At 66.2% G+C, this 19473-nt stretch carries 15 protein-coding genes; 10 read left to right on the plus strand and 5 right to left on the minus strand.

The genetic code is table 11. The features are described from left to right. Positions 1 to 68: 68 nt before the first annotated feature. On the minus strand, positions 69 to 2624 hold the full coding sequence (gene mutS, locus ACREPD_RS04345) for a DNA mismatch repair protein MutS (RefSeq protein WP_431598208.1): 2556 nt from the start codon (positions 2622 to 2624) through the stop codon (positions 69 to 71). Between the two features lie 316 nt (positions 2625 to 2940). After that, positions 2941 to 3345, minus strand: a complete 405-nt coding sequence (locus ACREPD_RS04350; protein WP_431598164.1) for a barstar family protein — start codon at positions 3343 to 3345, stop codon at positions 2941 to 2943. 281 nt (positions 3346 to 3626) lie between these two features. Between ACREPD_RS04350 and ACREPD_RS04355 the strand changes: the two genes are divergently transcribed. The 5 genes from ACREPD_RS04355 (at position 3627) to ACREPD_RS04375 (ending at position 10139) form a co-directional block, all read left to right on the plus strand. Continuing rightward, entirely contained in the window at positions 3627 to 4346 is a 720-nt protein-coding gene (locus tag ACREPD_RS04355; RefSeq protein WP_431598165.1) for a hypothetical protein, read from the plus strand. Between the two features lie 122 nt (positions 4347 to 4468). After that, the gene (locus ACREPD_RS04360; RefSeq protein ID WP_431598166.1) at positions 4469 to 5656 is read left to right on the plus strand and encodes an OsmC family protein; all 1188 of its coding nucleotides are present in this window, start codon (positions 4469 to 4471) and stop codon (positions 5654 to 5656) included. Beyond that, positions 5637 to 8576, plus strand: a complete 2940-nt coding sequence (locus ACREPD_RS04365; RefSeq protein ID WP_431598167.1) for a TonB-dependent receptor plug domain-containing protein — start codon at positions 5637 to 5639, stop codon at positions 8574 to 8576. Before ACREPD_RS04360 ends, ACREPD_RS04365 begins: the two co-directional genes overlap by 20 nt. 98 nt (positions 8577 to 8674) lie before the next feature. Next, positions 8675 to 9643: a DUF1684 domain-containing protein gene (locus tag ACREPD_RS04370; RefSeq protein WP_431598168.1), complete on the plus strand. Its 969-nt coding sequence runs from the start codon at positions 8675 to 8677 to the stop codon at positions 9641 to 9643. Positions 9644 to 9779: 136 nt separating this feature from the next. Then, positions 9780 to 10139 (plus strand): glycine zipper 2TM domain-containing protein, encoded by a 360-nt coding sequence (locus ACREPD_RS04375; protein ID WP_431598169.1) that lies wholly within the window; start codon positions 9780 to 9782, stop codon positions 10137 to 10139. A gap of 88 nt (positions 10140 to 10227) precedes the next feature. Here ACREPD_RS04375 and ACREPD_RS04380 read toward each other — a convergent pair whose 3' ends face one another. Beyond that, complete coding sequence (locus tag ACREPD_RS04380) at positions 10228 to 11094, minus strand: hypothetical protein (protein ID WP_431598170.1); 867 nt, start codon at positions 11092 to 11094, stop codon at positions 10228 to 10230. A gap of 126 nt (positions 11095 to 11220) precedes the next feature. After that, positions 11221 to 11886, minus strand: a complete 666-nt coding sequence (gene fabR / locus ACREPD_RS04385; RefSeq protein WP_421568940.1) for an HTH-type transcriptional repressor FabR — start codon at positions 11884 to 11886, stop codon at positions 11221 to 11223. A gap of 93 nt (positions 11887 to 11979) precedes the next feature. On the opposite strand from fabR, the gene ACREPD_RS04390 reads away from it, so the two are divergent. The 3 genes from ACREPD_RS04390 to ACREPD_RS04400 all read left to right on the plus strand — a co-directional run bounded on the left by ACREPD_RS04390 (position 11980) and on the right by ACREPD_RS04400 (position 16251). Then, entirely contained in the window at positions 11980 to 13053 is a 1074-nt protein-coding gene (locus ACREPD_RS04390; protein ID WP_431598171.1) for a ferredoxin reductase, read from the plus strand. Between the two features lie 2 nt (positions 13054 to 13055). Further along, positions 13056 to 14177, plus strand: coding sequence for a fatty acid desaturase family protein (locus ACREPD_RS04395; RefSeq protein ID WP_431598172.1), 1122 nt, complete (start codon positions 13056 to 13058; stop codon positions 14175 to 14177). A gap of 100 nt (positions 14178 to 14277) precedes the next feature. Further along, complete coding sequence (locus ACREPD_RS04400) at positions 14278 to 16251, plus strand: oleate hydratase (protein WP_431598173.1); 1974 nt, start codon at positions 14278 to 14280, stop codon at positions 16249 to 16251. A 31-nt stretch (positions 16252 to 16282) separates the two neighbouring features. Here the strand turns inward: ACREPD_RS04400 and ACREPD_RS04405 are convergent, their stop codons facing one another. Then, positions 16283 to 17410: a metallophosphoesterase gene (locus ACREPD_RS04405; protein WP_431598174.1), complete on the minus strand. Its 1128-nt coding sequence runs from the start codon at positions 17408 to 17410 to the stop codon at positions 16283 to 16285. 196 nt (positions 17411 to 17606) lie between these two features. On the opposite strand from ACREPD_RS04405, the gene ACREPD_RS04410 reads away from it, so the two are divergent. After that, positions 17607 to 18635: a cation diffusion facilitator family transporter gene (locus tag ACREPD_RS04410; RefSeq protein WP_431598175.1), complete on the plus strand. Its 1029-nt coding sequence runs from the start codon at positions 17607 to 17609 to the stop codon at positions 18633 to 18635. Positions 18636 to 18722: 87 nt separating this feature from the next. Beyond that, complete coding sequence (gpmA, locus tag ACREPD_RS04415) at positions 18723 to 19472, plus strand: 2,3-diphosphoglycerate-dependent phosphoglycerate mutase (protein WP_431598176.1); 750 nt, start codon at positions 18723 to 18725, stop codon at positions 19470 to 19472. The last annotated feature ends 1 nt before the right edge of the window (position 19473 follow it).

The raw sequence follows: 19473 nt of genomic DNA on the forward strand, positions 1-19473 counted from the left end.
CGGGTTGCCTGGGCCGGCCAACGGCCGGCGCTACCGGAGGCGTGCCAACCCGATAGCGTGGCGTCCGGCTACACCAGGGCCTTGAGCCGGTACAGCGCCTCCAGCGCCTGCTTCGGGGTCAGCTCATCCGGGTCAATCGCGGCCAGCGCCTCCTGCGCTTTGCTCGACGGCGCTGTAAACAGCCCGAACTGCTGCGGCGCGTCCAGCGCCTGCGGCGCCATGGTGGCGGCCACGGTCTCGCCGCCGCGCTGCTCCAGTTCGGCCAGCCGGCGCCGCGCCTGTGCCACGGTCGACTTCGGCAGGCCGGCCAGCGCAGCCACCTGCAGGCCGAAGCTGCGGTTGGCCGGGCCGTCCTTCACGGCGTGCATGAACACCAGCGCCTCGCCATGTTCCACCGCGTCCAGGTGCACGTTGGCGATGCCGCTGCTGCCGCCTTCGTGCTGCTCGTCGGCCAGCGTGGTCAGTTCGAAATAGTGCGTGGCAAACAGCGTGTAGCAGCGGTTCTCGTACGCGAGGTGGCGCGCCACCGCGTCGGCCAGGGCAAGGCCGTCGTAGGTGGACGTGCCACGACCGATCTCGTCCATCAGCACCAGCGAGTGCGCGGTGGCGTGATGCAGGATGTAGCTGGTTTCGCTCATTTCGACCATGAAGGTCGACTGCCCGCGCGCCAGATCATCACCCGCGCCGATGCGGGTGAGGATGCGGTCGATCGGGCCGATCACCGCACGGCTGGCCGGCACGAAGCTGCCGATGTGGGCCAGCAGCACGATCAACGCGTTCTGGCGCATGTAGGTGGATTTACCGCCCATGTTCGGACCGGTGATGACCAGCATGCGGCGGTCCGGGTGCAGGTCCAGGTCGTTGGGCTCGAACGCCTGCTCGCGCACGGCTTCCACCACCGGGTGGCGGCCGCGTTCGATGCGCAGGCACGGGGCGGTGTCCAGCTCCGGTCGGGCCCAGTCCAGCGCCTGCGCGCGTTCGGCAAACCCGGCCAGCACGTCCAGTTCGCTGAGCGCGGCGGCGCACTGCTTGAGCGGTTCCAGCCCGCCGCCCAGCGTATCGAGCAGCTGCTCGTACAGCAGCTTCTCGCGCGACAGCGAGCGCTCGCGCGCGGACAGCACCTTGTCCTCGAACGACTTCAGTTCTTCGGTGATGTAGCGCTCGGCATTGGTCAGGGTCTGGCGGCGCGTGTAATGCACCGGCGCCTTGTCGGCCTGGCCCTTGCTGATCTCAATGTAGTAGCCATGCACGCGGTTGTAGCCGACCTTGAGCGTGGCAATGCCACTGCTGGCGCGTTCGCGCTGCTCCAGGTCGATCAGGAACTGGTCCGCATGCGTGGACAGCCGGCGCAGCTCATCCAGCTCGGCGTCGAAGCCTTCCGCGATCACGCCGCCGTCGCTGAGCTTCATCGGCGGGGTAGGGGCGATGGCCGACGCCAGCAGGTGCGCGCACTCATCATGCGAACCCAGTGCGTCGTGCAGCGCGACCAGGCGCGGCGAATCCAGCGGCGCCAGTACCGCGCGCACCTCGGGCAGCAGCCCCAGGCCATCGCGCAGCGTGGAGAAGTCGCGCGGGCGCGCCGAGCGCAGCGCCACGCGGGTAAGAATGCGTTCCAGGTCGCCCAGCGCCCGGAACGCCTCGCGCACGTCGCGGTCGGCGCCGCGGTCGATCAGCGTCGCCACCGCATCGTGGCGCTGCACCAGTACGTCGCGCAGGCGCAGCGGGCGGTGCAACCAGCGGCGCAGCAGGCGCCCGCCCATCGGCGTCACCGTGGTATCCAGCACGCCCAGCAGGGTATTGCGGGTGTCGCCGTCCACGCGCGTATCCAGCTCCAGGTGGCGGCGCGTGGCGGCGTTCATCGCGATCGCCTCGCTCGCCGACTCCGTGGCGATCGCGGTCAGGTGCGGCAGGCGCTGCTTCTGGGTCTCTTCGACATAGCCGAGCAGGGCACCGGCAGCCGCCGTGGCACGCGGCTTGTCGTCGATGCCGAAGCCGCTGAGGTCATGCAGCTTGAAGAACGCCAGCAGTTGGCGGCGGCCGCTGTCGGCGTCGAACAGCCACGGCGCACGGCGGCGGATGCCGCTGCGGTGCCTGAGGAATTCGGGCCAGTTTTCTTCGTCCGGCATCAGCAGTTCGGCCGGCTCCAATCGGGCCAGTTCGGCCTCCAGCGCATCGTCGGAATCGACCTCGTTGACCAGGAAGCGGCCGCCGGCCAGGTCGGCCCAGGCCAGCCCGTAGCCGTGCTTGCCGCGCGACAGCGCCATCAGCAGCGTGTCGCGGCGTTCGTCCAGCAGCGCCTCGTCGGTGACCGTGCCGGGGGTGACGATGCGCACCACCTTGCGTTCGACCAGGCCCTTGGCCAGCGCGGGGTCGCCGATCTGCTCGCAGATGGCTACCGATTCGCCCAGTGCCACCAGCCGTGCCAGATAGCCTTCATAGGCATGCACCGGCACGCCCGCCATCGGGATCGGCGCGCCGCCCGAGCTGCCGCGCTGGGTCAGGGTGATGTCCAGCAGCCGCGCCGCCTTGCGGGCGTCGTCGTAGAACAGCTCGTAGAAGTCGCCCATGCGGAAGAACAGCAGCAGGTCCGGAAATTCGGACTTGGCGGCAAAGAACTGCTTCATCAGCGGGGTGTGTTCGGCGGGCTTCTGGGTCACGCGGGGTCCATCGGTGGCAAGGCCCTGGGCAGGCCGGACTCCACATTGTAGGGGAGGGTCGGACCTGTGGCTGCGGCCTGAGCATCTGAACGGTTGGCCGACTGAATGGTAGGGTCGGTCGCAAGACGACTGCCGACGGCGGATCCACGCCCGATAACGCATGATCTTGAATGGAAACGTTGCTCCGGTAGCCCCCATGCGTCACCGGGCGTTGCTCGTCTACGTGCAGTCGTTTGGGAATCGACCCTACCAGGCAAGCAACCGCGGCCCGATGGCCATGGGGTCAGCGACTTTCCAGGTGGATCCGGGGATGGGCCGCGAAGATCTCCATGACGATCTGAAAGTAGGTCTGGCCTTCGCCAGCCTCCAGCGCCTGCAGTTGAGCAGCGAGGGCGGGCACGTTGAACGCACCGTTTCCATCCAGCTTGGCCTTCAGCCATGCGCGGGTAGTTTCCTCGCCGAGCGCGCTGCGGGTCTGCTCGATGTCCAGCCAGATCAACGTCGTGTTTTCGTGCCCGGCCAACACGCCATAGCCGCCATACAGCATGTCATCCAGCGCATCCAGGCTGTGCCCGAGCTGCCAGCCCTCGTGGGCCATGAAGACGCGGTTGACCTCGGCATAGAAGCTTGGGATGTCGTTGATCGCGCTGCCGGCCAGCACGAGCACGAGTGAGTCATCGGTAGTCATGCCTGTGTGTCTCCATGCACGTTACCAGCGGGACAAGAGCGGCGCTGTTCGATGAGTGCCGATGACGCATCCATCCCAGTTGCACGACCGAAAAGCGCGAAATTCATACGCGAGCCGTGAACGCGGTCGCAGGATGGAGACCAACCTGCTCACGCCCCTCTTTTGGCTCGTAGACTCGAAAAGCAGGCAAAAAAAACCCCGGAACCCGTCACTCACGTACAGCATGTGAGGAGAGGAGCCGGCCCGGGGTGTGTGCCGGCAATATAGAGGATGCAGAACCGGTGTTCAACAACCCTGAGTGGGCGGCGCTTATAGATGTGAAGACGGCAGGTGGGGTGGCTTCCGCACTGTCGCATGCCCGGCTGGGCGCCTTCGGGTTGGAGCAGCATCACGTGGTGGGCGACGCAGCGGTGCATTCCACTGCGAATCTCGTGGGGGCAGTGTCCAGGCACGGAATCAACATGGTGCTGTGTGAGGCGCTCTATACTGTCATGCATATGCTGGAGCTGGTGTTACGCAATCGCGTACACGAAGCATTTTCCACTCACTTCAGTTCCTCCCGGTGGTTTGAGGATGCATGGCTCAAAGCATCGCATCAGCGGTTGATTGAGGAGGCCAAGACAGAGCTTCGGCAGCGCGGTGTTGCGCAAGACGCCAATCGGGTCATTGCCGAGCTCAGCTTTGGGTTCTGGTGCGGCATGTTTCATGCTGGCTACGAGCGGGGAGAAGGACCGTGGCCGGCATTGTTGCGTTCGGTGTTCCCGAGGGTGCCCAAGTCATGGGCAACCCGCGAGAAGATCCGGGTTCGACTGGAATCGGCGCGCCTGTTGCGCAATCGCGCTTTTCATCACCACCCGATATTCCAGTTCCAGGACCTGCACGCCAGGCACCGGGCGCTGGTCGAGCTCCTGGGGTGGATGTCTCCCGATGCCAGAGCCCACGTTGAGTCGATATGCCGTTTTAGTAAAGTGCATGCCAACCGCCTTCAGTTGGCGGTTTAGTGGCCTGCTTCGGAATCGCCGAGCGGCTGCTATATGGGAATTGCCAACGGTTATTTAAATGCGGCGAAGCGACATGAAAGAGTGGGGTTCTGTTCACGATCCCATTCGGAGGCCGTCCGCCCATGTCCATCGCCCGCTATACGTCGCCGCTCAAGATTGTCGGTGCCACCGCGCTGTCCGCCATGCTTCTGTTGGCACCGCTCTTCGCCTCTGCCGAGGACCAGGCTTCGCCGCTGCACACCTATCTGGCCGCCAAGCGCGAGGCCATCCAGGCCCAGTCGGCGAAGCCCGCTACGCCCACCGCAATCCACGCGAAGGTCACCGCGGAAAGCCGTTCCGGCGTGCGGCGCCTTCGCATCGGGCAGACCGGCGAATTCCAGTACATCAGCGACAGCGGGCGGAACTACGCCGGCTACAACCTCGGCGCCGGCTCGTGGGATTCGCTGGTGGGCACGCTGGCCAGCGCCGTGGCCGACGAGTACATCGTGCAGGCGGCCGTGCAGAATGTGCCGCTGGATGGCCTGGACGTGGTGTTCACCAGTATTCCCGAACGCAAGAGCGAGAGCCTGGCGTACCCGAACAACCTTTCCTATGTGGCTTACGTTGATTCGCCCGCCACCGACACGCAGCTGCAGGCGCTCAAGCGGGCGGTGCATGAGAACTCCTCAGCCATCGACCTGGTCACCCGGCCACAGCAGGTCAGCCATGCCGATGTGGAATACATCCACAGCGCGGCCGAGCGCGATCCGAAGTTGCCGCCGGGCCTGCGTGACTTCATCACCGAGGAGAAGCGCCCGGCGGTGCTCGCCCGGCAGGTGAAGCCGGGCGCCAAGGCAAAACCGGCCGAGCCGGAAACCCTGGTCGCGCGCGCCCACGTCGAGCCGCGTACCGGCCTGCGTCGCGTGTTCCTGGGCAGGGATGGCTACCACCAGCAGCTGCACGACAGCGCGCCGGAGCTGCTGGGCTATGGCTTGGCCCCTACGGTGGAGGAACACCTGCTGGGTGTGACCGGTACCTGCCTGACCCACATCTTCGAGGTGCAGGCGGCGTCGCGCAACGTGCTGCTGGATTCGCTGGAGCTGACCGTCGATGGGCAGGTGGGGCCGCGCTTCGGCAGCAACGTGCACTCGCCTGCGCGGTACAGCGACATCCGCTACAAGGTGCGGATCGAATCGCCGGCCTCGGAGCAGGAGATCGATGCGCTGCGTCAGTCGGTGGAGGCGACGTGCCCGCTCTACAACCTGGTCAAGGACGAGCAGAAGCTGGAAGGCAGCATCGTGCGAGGCGCGTATGCCGAAGCCGCACGCTAAGCGCGAGCCTGCACGTCACGCCCGGCACGGCCTGCCATGGCGCCGCAGTCATCTGGCGCTTGCCCTGTGCACGCTGCTTGCGCCGGCCGGGGAGGCTGCAGAGGCCGCCGAGCCTGTCGAGACTGCGGAGGAGGCCGCTGCGACGGCGTCGCAGGCATCCGGTTCCAACGCACGGACGTTGGACAAGGTCTCGGTGCTCGGCTCGCAGATCGCCGGTGGCGGGGCGCAGGCCGCGCTGCCGGTGGTGGCGGTGGATCGCGAGCAGATCGATGCCACCCTGGCCACCAACGGCAACGAGCTGTTCCGCAGCCTGCCGCAGTTCGGTGATGTGGCCGTGACTGAAAAGGGCACCACCAACGCAGGGCGGAATTCCAACGTCGCACGCGGTGACGTGGGCTCCATCAACCTGCGCAACCTGGGCTCGAAGTACACGCTGCTGCTGGTCAATGGCCGCCGCACCGTGCAGCACCCGATCAGCAACAGCGGCGACGACACGACCTACAACGCCAACGCCATTCCGGTCTTCGGCCTGGAGCGCGTCAACCTGCTGCTGGACGGCGCGGCCTCCATCTACGGTTCCGATGCGGTGGCCGGCGTGGTCGACCTGGTGATGCCGAGCAACCTCGCCGATGGCGGCGGCGTCCGCCTGAACTACGGCAAGGTGGCCGATGGCCACCGCGAAGAGGTATCGCTGGACGGGTACTTCGGCAGCGACTTCAGCGAGGGGCGTGGCAACCTCTCGGTGCTCTATGGGTTCTCCAGGCGCACGGCGCAGCTCAACTCCGATGCCTGGTTCACCGCCACCGATGGCCGCCGTCCGCTGGGCGACGGCACCAGCGTGCCGGACCCGAACGGCACCTCCGGGTTCAGCACCAGAACGCCGTGGGGCCATTTCGATACCTATACCGGCAGCCGCCGCACCGGCAGCTGGTACGTCAATCCCAGCACGGGTGCGTTGACCTCCGGCACGGTGCCCACGCGCTATCACTACGATTCGGCCGCCGAGCCGGGCATCACCTCGTCACCGTCGATCCGCAAGGGCAACGTGTTTGCCACTGGCCGCTTCGACGTCAACGACACCCTGCAGCTGTTCGGCGAGCTGGGCTACTACCGTGCCACCTCCGAATCCTGGGTGAGCAGCGAGTCGGGCTTCGGTGGTGACGGCTTCCTGCTGCATATCCGCCCGGATGCCTATTGGGTTCCGCAGGCATTGCGTGGTGCCGATGCGATCCGGCTGCTCAATTACCAGTTCGCAGACTCTGGGATCCGCCGGGTGAAGGTGGACAACGATCAGTCGCGGGTGCTGCTGGGGGGGCGCGGCTGGACCGAAGGCGGCTGGAACTGGGAAACCGCGCTGCTGTACTCGCGTGCGCGCAGTACCGACACGCAGCAGGGCGGGCTGACCGATGCCTTCATCGACGCGGTGAACCGCACCGACGCCAGCGCCTACAACCCGTTCAGTGGCGGCGACCCCGCCAGCATCCGGGTGGGGGATGCCACGCCCTACGACACGTCGTCATTCATCGGCGAGGCAACCCGCGAAGGCACGACCGAACTGGCGCTGTGGGACTTCAAGGTGAACCGCTCCGACCTGCTGACCTGGTACGCCGGTGACATCGGCATGGCGGCAGGGGTGGAGTACCGCTATGAAAGCCGCACGGATGATCGCGACGAGAACATTGATGGCAGCAACCCCTATACCGACTGGTATACCGGCACGGTTGCAGCCAGCAACTTCTTTACCCACAGCCCGCGGCCGGACGTGCACGGGAGCCGCAACGTCAAATCGGCGTTGATCGAATTCGCGGTGCCACTGGTGTCTCCGGCACAGGGTATTCCGCTGGTGCAGTCGCTGGACCTGCAGATTGCGGGGCGCTGGGAGGATTACAGCGATGCCGGCAAGGTGGGCAAGCCGAAACTGGCGGCCGCCTGGAAGGTGGTGGACAGCCTGCTGCTGCGCGGCTCGGTGAGCGGCGGCTTCCGTGCGCCCGGCCTGGAGCTGGTGAACTCACCGCCGACCTATGGCTTCGGCTTCAACAACGACGCGATCCGCTGCCATGCGTTGGTCAGCAAGGGCGCGCAGCCCGATTACAGCGCCTGCTTGAATGCCTTCAGCAGCGGTTCGTCGGTGAAGCCGTCGGTGAGCGCTCTGACTTCGTACGGCGACGACGTCAAACCGGAAACCACCCGGCAGTCGTCGTGGGGCGTGGTGTTCGAGCCGCAGTTCCTGCCCGAACGGCTGGGGGCGGTCAGCCTGAGCGTGGATACGTGGCGGGTGAAAGTGGAGAACCCCATCAGCACCCTGGGCGAGGAGCTGCTGTATGACGCCTACCTGCGCGTAGTGGAAGGCAGCAGCAACCCGAACGTGGTACGGGCGGCGGTGACGGCGGAGGACATCGCGCAGTTTGAAGGGTCCGGCCTGGCACCGGCGGGCGTGGTGACGCACATCTACAACCGCTACCAGAACCGCCGGCCGCTCACGGCCTCGGGCGTGGACTACAACCTCGGCTGGCGCCTGCCGGACACGACGTGGGGCAACTTCTCGCTCCTCGTCAGTGCCAGCCAGCTCAAGGAATACACGCGGCAGAAGCCTGCCGAAGTGCAGCAGGTGGCTGCGGCGATCGCCAGCGGGCAGTTGAACATCATCGCGCCCGACCTCGGGGCGGCCAACGAGGTGGGCATCAACGGCGCGAAGCCCGAATGGCGCGCCAGCGCCACGTTGATCTGGAATCTGCAGGACTGGACGGTGCGGCTACGCGACGACTACATCGGCAGCGTGACGGCGGGCGCTTATTCCGACCGGCGGCCGTTCGTGGTGGGGTCCACGCAGCGCTGGGCATTGTCGGTGAAGAAGGAATTCAACCGGGGGCGGCTCAGTGGAACCGCAGTGGAAGTGGGGGCGCGCAACCTGTTCGACTAAGCGCCGCCGCTCAACGCCAGCGGCAACTACCTGAGCGCGCTGCACGAGTCCTACGGACGTTACCTCCACCTCGGCATTTCCAAGAACTGGTGAGCACCATGAAGACGCACGCATTCGTTTCGCTGTTCGCGGTCACGCTGTTTCTGGCCGCCTGCAGTCCGCAGGACAGGGCATCGGTTGTACCGTCCGCGGCCGCGTCCGCAGCGCTGGATTTTCAGGACGAACACACGCAGTGGGTGCGTCAACGCAGCGCGGACCTGAGCAAACCGGATGGCTGGACCAGCCTGATCGGGTTGCACTGGATCGAAGCAGGCAAGCGCAGCGTGGGCGGCGGCGCGGACAACGCCATCCGCCTGTCCATCGCGCCGGATCGACTGGGTGAGGTGGAGCAGCGTGCCGATGGCCTGTACTTCCAGGTCGCCGCAGGCGTTCCGGTCACCGTTGACGGCAAGCCGGTACAGGGCGAAGTACGCCTGGATCCAGAGGGGGCGGACGGTGGAACGAAGCTGGGCTATGACCAGGGCAAGGGCCAGATCACCGCGATCAAACGCAGTCAGCGCCTTGCCCTGCGGGTGCGCCACGCGGATGCGCCGGCGCGCCGTGATTTCGCGGGTCTGAGCTTCTTCCCGGCCGATGAACGCTGGCGCGTGCAGGCGCGCTTCGTGCCGCACCCGGCCGGCAGGACGCTCCCCATCGTCAACGTGCTCGGTGAGGTCGCCGACAACCCCAATCCCGGCTATGTGGTGTTCGAGAAAGAAGGGCATGAGTGGCGGCTGGAGGCGCTGGGTGACCCGGCCAAAGGCTTGAACCTCATGTTCCAGGACCAGACCACGGGTCGGCTCACCTACGGGGTGGGGCGCTACCTGCGCACCGATCCGGTCGCGGCAGACGGATCGGTGGTGGTGGACTTCAACCGTGCCCACAACCCGCCCTGCGCCTACACGGAATTCGCCACCTGCCCGCTGCCGCCACCGGAAAACCGTCTGGCCCTGCAGGACGCCAACGGGCAACGCACGCGATTGGCGGTGCTTGCCGGCGAGAAGAAATATGCCGGGGCGAACCACTGATCGACGTACCGGATCCGCTCCCATGGCTGCCGACTGAACAGGCATTACGGCGTTGACGCGACGTCGACGCCATTTCACGGGAGTTTCCATGGTGGGCGCAGACACTGGCTGCACGTGATGAAGCGAGGAGCCGACCATGAATCTTTCCACCCGCAACCTGCTGTGCGCGGCCGCCCTGATGGCATCGGCGTTCAGCGCCAGCGCCCAGACCTACGGGCCGAAGGACGAAGGACGCCGTTTCAATGACGGCACCAAGGTGGTCTGCAAGAACGTTGAGGTGCAGCGCAACAGCAAGGACCCGAATCGCATCGCGGGTACCGCCACCGGCGCTATCGTCGGCGGCCTGCTGGGCAACCAGGTCGGCGGCGGCAACGGCAAGAAGGTGGCCACCGTGGCCGGCGCGGTCGCCGGCGGCGCAGCCGGTCGCCATATCCAGGGCAACTCGCAGAGCAAGAACGGCGACCGTGTCGTCGAACGCCAGTGCTATCGCCGCTGATGCGACGGTATTGAATCCGCAGTAAGCAATACGAAAGGGCTGGCCATGGGCCGGCCCTTTCTCTTGGTTGGGTCGGCGGACTGGGCGCTCAGCGTCGGGGTTGCCGGCCCCCCGAAGTCACCTCAACAGCTTGATCTTCTTCGCGGTAGGAGAAAGGAAGCTCCTCTCTTTCGGCCTTCGGGTTATAGGCAACGATGGGCACTGTAGATCCCATGGCGTTGAGCAGGTCCCGCTGGATGAACCGCGCGCCTTCCAGCCCGCCTTCCATATCGTTCCGGTAGAAGAGGGCTTCCAGCGGCAACCGCTGTGGAATGTTCTGGGGCCATGTACCCACAATTGCTTCGTTGAAGGCGTGAGGCTGGGTCGAGGACGGCCTGACATCGATGCTCAACTGGAATTGCTCAGGTGCGCTGGTGAATGCGCAACTGTTGAGGTGTACGTTCACAAACTCCAGCCACGCATCAACAGTGGTCACGCCTTCCATTACGCACACTTTTCTAAATGTACACGGGCTTTTTTCGTTGGCCGTACCGGCGTCCTTTGGATAGATGCAGCGAAGTATCAGCGGGTACTCGTCCGGCGTGAGCATGCCCAGTGGCCTGAAGATGATGCCTTGAGCACGAAAGAGGAATCGGCTGCGTACGTCGAAGCGGAGATAGGAGAAGGCGGTTGCGCCGTTTGCAACGGAATGTGCACTGGGATTCCATGCATGGTGGCTCTCGCTGGCTTCCGTTCCGCGGACAAGGATGCCGTTGCAGTGGTACGCAGCTTCTCCGTTCGTGCACGCAGTGCGCGTGTCGAAGTAGCGTGCGTTCAAGCGCTCGGCCAGTTGTGTTCCGGCCGATGTGGATGATGTGGATGGCGTCGGAGGACGTTCGGCAACCCCCCGGCATCCGACTGCGGACATACCCAAGGCGGCAGCGAGAATGAAAATGGAGGAGCGTGCGCTCATCATGGCGGGCCTCATCTACATGTCTGTTGATGAAATCCCCCGATTTCGGCCCTGATCCTATTCGGCCAAGAGTTTCTTGTGCGTGATGGGCGCCGGGGTGCCCCAGCGCGCCCCGGGCACGTGGAGCCATCAACGCGTCGGCGGATATCCCGCAATCGTCCGTGCGCCGGTAATGATCATCCGCAGCATCTGGGCGGTCTGTTCGATCATCTCCGGGTCGCGCTCGGGCGGCTGGTCCAGTGCGGTGCCGCCCATGGCGAACACCAGCCGGGTGATCGCCTTGGCCACCAGGTGCGGCTCATGCAGCACGGCGCCATTGTCTGCGTGGGCCAGGCGGATCAGGTCGACGCAGAGCTCTTCTTCGAAGTAGTTCAGTTCGCGCTCGACAGCCTGCTTGAAGGCGTCCGAGCCGGCACTGCCTTCGCGCAGCAGCACGTGCAGCAGGCGGTCGTCGGCACGCAGCTGCTCGAAAAACGTTTCCACCGACAGGCGAATGACGCTGCGGTCCGACGATGCGGCGCGCTGCCGTGATTCGCCGATGATGGTGCGCAGCGAACGGCCGGCCAGGTCGATCAGGGCCACGGTCAGTTCGTCCATGTCGCGGAACTGGCGATAGAACGAGTTCGGGGCGATGCCGGCTTCGCGTGCGACCTCGCGCAGGCTCAGGGTCGACACGCTGCGGTGCGGGCCGATCAGGGTCAGGGCAGCGGCCAGCAGATCCTCGCGTGAAATCGAGGCTTTGCGGGCCGGCAGGGCGTCGTCGGGGACGGTCAGGTGCGAATCGGGCGGGGTCATCCAGAGGCCAGACAGTCAAGTCCCTGAATCATAGCCGGTCTGGGCAATATACAAGTGTATACACATATGTATGCTCGGCCGTATAGTGGCGGCATGAGCGCACTCCCTCGTCCCGCCGCCCGCCGTTCGTCCCTCTCGCCCCGCCAGTGGGTGTCAGAGGAGCTTTTCGACTTCTGGGCCGGCCGGGTGCACCCGCTGTGGACCCTGCGCCGCGCCCGCGCGCGGCTGGTGTCCCGCCACGCTGCCAGTGCGGACGCGGTGACCCTGGTGCTGCGCCCGAACCGGCATTTCCGGGGCGTGGCGCCGGGCCAGCACGTGAACCTGGGGGTGGAGGTCGATGGGCGCCGCCTGTCGCGCAGCTACAGCCCGACGCTGCTGGATGACGGCTGCCTGGCGATCACCGTCAAGACGGTCGCCAGCGGCAAGGTCAGCCAGTACCTGGCGCAGCACGCCCGGGTGGGCGAGGTGTTCGAGCTGGGCCAGGCCTTCGGTGAGATGACTCTGCCGGCGGCGCCCGCCGCGCGCGTGTTGCTGCTTGCCGCTGGCAGCGGCATTACCCCGATGCGCGCGCTGGTGCGCCAGATGGAGAGCGCCGGCATGCCGGTGCAGGTCGACCTGGTGTACTGGGCGCAGCAGCGCGACGCGCTGTGCTTTGCCGAGGAACTGGCCGACATCGCCGCGCGCCATCCCGGGTTCCGCGTGCACCTGGCGCTGACCCGCGATCCGGCCGCGCCGGCCGCACGCGTGGGCAGCTATGACTTCAGCGCGCTGGGCGACCTCGCCGGCGCACACGCGATGGTCTGCGGCCCGGGCGGGTTCGTCGAAGCCGCGCAGGCGCGCCTGCATGGCCAGGTGGCCCTGCTGCAGTCCGAAGCATTTACCCCGCCGGTGCTGCCGGATGCGGAAACCGGCTCGGTGCGGGTAGAGCTGCGCCGCAGCGGCCGCACGCTGGAACTGCCGCGCGGCACCTCGCTGCTGCAGGCGCTGGAGGCCGAAGGGCTGCGCCCGGCCAGCGGCTGCCGCATGGGCATCTGCAATACCTGCGTATGCGGCAAGGCCAGTGGCGTAACCCGCCACACCCTGACCGGCGAATACGCGGCCGAACCGGCCACGCAAGTGAAGCTGTGCGTGAACAGCGCCAGCACCGACCTGATCCTGGAGCTCTGAGCATGCCTGCCGTGCAGAACCGCGTGTTGTCCGCCGCCGAACTGGAGTCGTTCGGCAATGAACTCGACGCCGTGCGCGCGCGTCACCTGGAAACGCTGGGTGCGGCCGATGCGCGCTACATCCGCCGCGTGGTTGCCGGTGTGCGCTGGACCGGCGTGGCCGGTCGCGCGCTGCTGTTCCTGGGCGCGTTCGTGCACAGCGTGCTGATTCCGGCGTGGATCGCCGGCGTGGTACTGCTGGCGCTGTCCAAGATCCTGGAAAACATGGAGCTGGCGCACAACGTCATCCATGGCCAGTACGACTGGATGGGCGATCCGCAGCTGCAGGGCAGCACCTACGAATGGGACATCGCCGGCACCGCCGACAACTGGCGCAAGACCCACAACTTCCGCCACCACACCTACACCAACGTGCGCGGGCTGGACGACGATATCGGCTACGGCCTGCTGCGGATCTTCCCCGAGCAGCGCTGGCGTCCGTTCTACCTGATGCAGCCGGTGGTGGCGGTGGTATTCGCGTTGCTGTTCGAATGGGGCATCGCCATCCAGGACCTGCGCGTGGGCCGTCTGTTCGCCGGAAAGATCACGCTCCGGCAGCTGCTGGCGCAGGCGCGCCCGGTGGGTCGCAAGATGGGTACGCAGGTGTTCAAGGACTACCTGCTGTTCCCGGCACTGGCCGGCCCGTTCTTCCTGCCGGTGCTGCTGGGCAACGTGGTGGCCAACCTGATCCGCAACGTGTGGACCTATGTGGTGATCTTCTGCGGCCACTTCACCGCCGATGCGGAAACCTTCCCGAAGGACTGCGTGCGCGATGAGACGCGTGGCCACTGGTACCTGCGCCAGCTGCGCGGCTCGTCGAACATTGCCGGCGGCAAGGTGATGAACCTGATGACCGGCAACCTGAGCCACCAGATCGAACACCATTTCTTCCCGGACGTGCCGGCCAACCGCTACGCGGCGATCGCCGTGGACGTGAAGGACATCTGTGCGCGCTACGGCCAGCACTACAACAACGGCTCGCTGCCGAAGCAGTTCGGCCAGGTGATGTGGCGGATCGTGCGCCACGCCTTCCCGAGCCGCCCGGCACGGGTGAAGCCGCTGGTGACCGCCGAACAGGGCGCGTAACGGCTCGCCGCCCGCATTGACGACGATCAACCGCCTTCACGGGTGGGGTGGGTACCATGCTGAAGCAGCGTAGGTCCCATCCCCACGAAGGAGTGTTGATATGGCTGTCGAGAAAAACGGCGCGCGGCGCGCACCCGTCATCGAGAAAGAGCCCGATGCCACGGCCGGCTACTGGTCCAACCGGCCGCTGAATACGCTGCCACCGCCCGATACCATGGGCGCCTACATGCGCAACCGCCCGCTGGCCCCCGACGGCATCGCCACGCGCAAGGCGTGGATCATCGGCACCGGCATCGCCGGCTTGGCCGCCGCCTTCTACCTGATCCGCGACGGCGGCATGCCGGCCGCGAACATCACCCTGATCGACAGCCTGGACATCGAAGGCGGCTCGCTCGACGGTGCGGGCAACCCGGAGCAGGGCTACCTGATCCGCGGCGGCCGCGAGATGAACTGGAACTACGACAACTTCTGGGACATGTTCCAGGACGTGCCCGCGCTGGAATTGCCCGAGGGCTACAGCGTGCTCGACGAGTACCGGGCGGTGAACGACGCCGACCCCAACTTCTCCAAGGCCCGGCTGATGCACCAGCAGGGGAAGATCAAGGACTTCTCCAGCTTCGGCCTGAGCAAGCCGCAGCAGTGGGAGCTGGTGAAGCTGCTGCTCAAGCGCAAGGAAGACCTGGATGATGTGACCATCGAGGACTACTTCAGCAAGGGCTTCCTGCAGAGCAACTTCTGGTTCTTCTGGCGTTCGATGTTCGCCTTCGAGAACTGGCAGAGCCTGCTGGAGATGAAGCTGTACATGCATCGCTTCCTGGACGCGCTGGATGGCTTCAACGACATGTCCGCGCTGGTCTTCCCGAAGTACAACCAGTACGAGAGCTTCGTCAAACCGCTGGTGAACATGCTGCGTGGGCAGGGCGTGCAGGTGACCTTCGGAACGCGCGTGGTCGACATGGAGATGCGCGTGGAGGGTGAATCGCGCACCGTCACCGGGCTGCGCTGTCGCGTCGGCGGCAAGGACACGCTGCTGCCGGTCGCCGAGGGTGACCTGGTGTTCGCGCTGACCGGGTCCATCACCGAAGGCACCGCCTACGGTGATCTCGACACGGCACCGGTGCTGCAGCGCGGGCCCAGCACCCCGGGCGAGGACAGCGACTGGACGCTGTGGCGCAACCTTGCCGCGCAGTCGCCGGTCTTCGGCAAGCCGGAGAAGTTCTACAGCAACGTGGACGGCTCGATGTGGGAGTCGGCCACGCTGACCTGCCGCCCATCGCCGCTGACGGACAAGATCCGGGAACTGTCGGTCAATGATCCGTATTCGGGCAAGACGGCCACCGGCGGCGTGATCACCTTCACCGACTCCAACTGGGTGTTGAGTTTTACCGTCAACCGCCAGCCGCACTTCATCGGCCAGCCCGGGGATGTGCTGGTGGTGTGGGTCTACGCGCTGCTGATGGACCAGAACGGCAACCACGTGGCCAAGCCGATGCCGGCCTGTACCGGCCGCGAGATCCTCGCCGAGCTCTGCTACCACCTGGGCATCGCCGACCAGCTCGACGCGATCGCGGCCAACACCAAGGTGCGCACCGCGTTGATGCCCTATATCACCGCGCAGTTCATGCCGCGCGCGGCAGGCGACCGCCCGCATGTGGTGCCGACGGGCTGCACCAACCTGGGCCTGCTCGGCCAGTTCGTGGAAACCCGCAACGATGTGGTGTTCACCATGGAGAGCTCGGTGCGCACCGCGCGGGTGGCGGTGTACACGCTGCTGGACCTGGCCAAGCAGGTGCCCGACCTGAGCCCGGTGCAGTACGACGTGCGCAACCTGATCCGCGCGGCACGTGCACTCAACAATGGTGAGCCCTTCCCGGGCGAGCGGCTGCTGCACCGGGTACTGGACAAGACCTACTTCGCGCACATCCTGCCGCCGCTGCCCGACAACGAGCGGAATCTGGGCGCGGTGCTGGAAGATGAAGCGTCGTGGCTGGTGGGCAAGGGCAGCAGCGCGTTGAAGGACCTGCAGGGCCGGCTTGAAGCCCTGCGCGAGAACCTGGCCAAGCGCAGCAGATAGAACGCTCGACTGACCGGTCCGCGACGGCCGGTCAGTCCTCCAGGCCCATCTGGCCCTCGGCCAGCGGCACGCGCGAGCCATCCAGCAGGCCACGGCTGACCGCGCCGTCTTCGATGAACAGCAGTTCGGCGTTTTCGCCATTCTTGATGCTGCTGTCGATGGCGATGATCCGGTCGCCATGGAAGCTGCTCACGTGCGGCATCGAGGTGTGGCCAACCACGATGCGCTTGAGCGCCAGTTGCTTGAGCAGCGCATCGACCTGGTCGGTATCCATCTGCCCGTCGAAGTAGCCACGGAACCAGATCGGGCTGGTCTTGCCGTCGAACAGGCGGGCGGTATCCGGTGCGGCCTTGACCTGGTCGCGGGGCAGGCCGACCGAGGCCTGGTACAGGGCATTGGTGGCCTCCAGGTTGCGCACCAGGTCCAAATTCTCGGGTGCGATGCCGCCATGCAGGAAGAGAGTATCGCCGATCTGCAGCATCACCGGGCGGGTACGCAGCCACTGGCCCACCACCGAATCAGCACCGTACAGCGCCGGATAGCTGCGGCCGAGCAGTTCCGCGCTCTTGAGATATTTCGGGTTGACGTAGCGCAGGTCGTCGTACAGCACCATGGTCTCGTGGTTGCCCAGCACGAAGTGCACCGCGCCACCGGCCGCGGCAGCCTGCTGCTGCAGGCTGTAGAGCAACCAGAACGCCTCGGTCACCTGTGGGCCACGGTCGAACACATCGCCGGCCACCACCAGCGTGGCGGTGCCCAGTGACCACTGGTCATCGTTGTCGATCACCTGATGCGCGCGCAGCAGCTTGACCAGAAGCCCGTACTGGCCGTGGATGTCCGACACCGCCACGATGCGCGGCGCGGCCGGGTAGCGTGCGGCGGTGGGTTGCTGCGGCGCGGCCACGGTCAGCGGATGCGGGTAGCCGCATTCGGGCAGCACCACGGTGCTGTCGCCGCGTGCGGGTAGGTCGCGTTCCACCACGTGGTCATTGCAGATCCACTGCGCCTGGTGGCCCTTGCTGGTCATGAACACGTAGGGGCCGTCGGCATCCACATGCTCGGCCGGCGGCGGAACCTCGCGGGCGGCGGCAAGCAGGGGAACCAGAACGAGCCCGGCCAGAATCAGGCGGGCGGGAGCGGAACGAAGGCGTGGCGGCATCGGGAACTTCCAGCGGAACGGGGCAGGCGGCAATGCACCGCCCGCCCGATGCTACCCGCCGGCTCCGGCCGCGGGTATGCCCCATTGGTCAGCCCACGTTGCCGGATGTGGCACGGACTGCAATGTTATAAACAGCGTAATAGTCTCCCCTGCGCCGCCGCAGTAGGCTTTGTCCCATTGCACAGGAGCCGTTTCCATGGGTCACGACCACGATCACCTGCCCAGCGAAATTCGCCATGAAAAACCCTTGTGGTGGGCGCTGGGCCTGACGACCACCTTCCTCGTCGTCGAGGTGTTGGGTGCTTTCTGGACCAACAGCCTGGCGCTGCTGTCGGACGCGGCGCACATGGCCACCGACACGCTGGCGCTGATGATCGCGCTGGTGGCGGTACGCCTGAGCCGGCGCCCGCCCGACGCGCGGCGCACGTATGGCTACGCGCGCCTGGAAGCGCTGGGCGCGATGATCAATGGCGGCATGCTGTTCGTGGTGGCGGCCTACATTCTTTGGGAGGCGGTCGCGCGGTTCCGCCAGCCGCAGGAGATCGCCTCCACCGGCATGCTGATGATCGCCGCGTTCGGGCTGGTGATCAATCTGATCTCGATGCGGCTGCTGCGGGCCGGCAGCGGCGAGAGCCTCAACGTCAAGGGCGCCTATCTCGAGGTGTGGGCCGACATGCTCGGCTCGGTGGCGGTGATCACCGGCGCGCTGCTGATCCGCTGGACCGGCTGGAAGCCGATCGACCCGATCCTGGCGGTGCTGATCGGGCTGTGGGTGCTGCCGCGCACGTGGGTGCTGATGCGTGAGGCGATCAATGTGCTGCTGGAGGGCGTGCCCAAGGGCATCCAGGTGGACGCAGTACGCGCGCGCCTGTGTGCGCACGATGGCGTGCTCGACGTGCATGACCTGCACGTGTGGGCACTGGCTTCAAGCACGCCAGCGCTGACCGCACACGTCGTGATTGCCGAGGGCATGGATCCGGACGTGCTGCGCCGGCGGCTGGGGTCTGCATTGCATGAGGACTTCGGTATCGACCACGTGACGTTGCAGATCGAAGCCGATCACTGCGGCGATGATTGTGGCGATGGAACGCCTGCGGCGCCTTCGCGGCAGGCCGAGGATGACCATGACCATGCGGCACATGCCGGGCACGCGCATGGGCACGTACACGAGCCGCGCCGCAGCAGTCCCGATGCGCAGGGCCACCACGGCCATCCGCATCCCTGAATCGGCGGCCGTGGGCAGGCAGGGCAGCGGCGGCAGGGTTGCCGCTACAATGGCAGTCTGCCTTGCCATCCCCTCGGAGAAACCGCAGTGACCCGGAAACTCGTACTGTTGCGCCACGGCCAGAGCCAGTGGAACCTGGACAACCGCTTCACCGGTTGGGTGGACGTGGAACTGACCGAGCAGGGCCGTCGCGAGGCTGCCGCTGCTGGCCGCCTGATGCGCGAGGAGGGGCTGCAGTTCGATGTGGCGCACACCTCGGTGCTCAAGCGCGCCATTCACACGCTGCAGGGCGCGCTGGCCGAGCTGGACCAGGACTGGCTGCCGGTAAGCAAGAGCTGGCGCCTGAACGAGCGTCACTACGGCGGGCTGCAGGGCCTGGACAAGGCCGAAACGGCTGCCAAGCACGGCGAGGACCAGGTGAAGATCTGGCGCCGTTCCTACGACATCCCGCCGCCGGCGATGGACCGCGAAGATCCGGGCCACCCGATCCACGACCGCCGCTACGCGACGCTGGACCGCAATGCGCTGCCGGGCACGGAGTCGCTGGCGACCACGCTGGAACGCGTGCTGCCGTACTGGTTCGATGCGATCGCGCCGCAGCTGAAGGACGGCAAGACGGTGCTGGTCACCGCGCACGGCAATTCGCTGCGCGCGCTGTACAAGTACCTCAACAACGTCTCGCAGGAAGCGATCCTGGAGCTCAACATCCCGACCGGCATCCCGCTGCTGTTCGAACTCAACGATGACCTGACGGTGCAGTCGTTCCGTTACCTGGGCGACCCGGAAGCGGCGCGCAAGGCCGCCGAGGCCGTGGCGAACCAGGGCAAGGCGCGGTAAA

Source organism: Stenotrophomonas sp., from assembly GCF_050737075.1.
In the GTDB taxonomy this organism is placed as follows: domain Bacteria; phylum Pseudomonadota; class Gammaproteobacteria; order Xanthomonadales; family Xanthomonadaceae; genus Stenotrophomonas.

What these genes read in the sequence shown, in the direction of transcription:
- mutS (WP_431598208.1), bottom strand. Translation starts at nt 2,624, where the DNA reads ATGAAGCAGTTCTTTGCCGCCAAGTCCGAATTTCCGGACCTGCTGCTG.
- ACREPD_RS04350 (WP_431598164.1), bottom strand. Translation starts at nt 3,345, where the DNA reads ATGACTACCGATGACTCACTCGTGCTCGTGCTGGCCGGCAGCGCGATC.
- ACREPD_RS04360 (WP_431598166.1), top strand. Translation starts at nt 4,469, where the DNA reads ATGTCCATCGCCCGCTATACGTCGCCGCTCAAGATTGTCGGTGCCACC.
- ACREPD_RS04365 (WP_431598167.1), top strand. Translation starts at nt 5,637, where the DNA reads ATGCCGAAGCCGCACGCTAAGCGCGAGCCTGCACGTCACGCCCGGCAC.
- ACREPD_RS04370 (WP_431598168.1), top strand. Translation starts at nt 8,675, where the DNA reads ATGAAGACGCACGCATTCGTTTCGCTGTTCGCGGTCACGCTGTTTCTG.
- ACREPD_RS04375 (WP_431598169.1), top strand. Translation starts at nt 9,780, where the DNA reads ATGAATCTTTCCACCCGCAACCTGCTGTGCGCGGCCGCCCTGATGGCA.
- ACREPD_RS04380 (WP_431598170.1), bottom strand. Translation starts at nt 11,094, where the DNA reads ATGATGAGCGCACGCTCCTCCATTTTCATTCTCGCTGCCGCCTTGGGT.
- fabR (WP_421568940.1), bottom strand. Translation starts at nt 11,886, where the DNA reads ATGACCCCGCCCGATTCGCACCTGACCGTCCCCGACGACGCCCTGCCG.
- ACREPD_RS04390 (WP_431598171.1), top strand. Translation starts at nt 11,980, where the DNA reads ATGAGCGCACTCCCTCGTCCCGCCGCCCGCCGTTCGTCCCTCTCGCCC.
- ACREPD_RS04395 (WP_431598172.1), top strand. Translation starts at nt 13,056, where the DNA reads ATGCCTGCCGTGCAGAACCGCGTGTTGTCCGCCGCCGAACTGGAGTCG.
- ACREPD_RS04400 (WP_431598173.1), top strand. Translation starts at nt 14,278, where the DNA reads ATGGCTGTCGAGAAAAACGGCGCGCGGCGCGCACCCGTCATCGAGAAA.
- ACREPD_RS04405 (WP_431598174.1), bottom strand. Translation starts at nt 17,410, where the DNA reads ATGCCGCCACGCCTTCGTTCCGCTCCCGCCCGCCTGATTCTGGCCGGG.
- ACREPD_RS04410 (WP_431598175.1), top strand. Translation starts at nt 17,607, where the DNA reads ATGGGTCACGACCACGATCACCTGCCCAGCGAAATTCGCCATGAAAAA.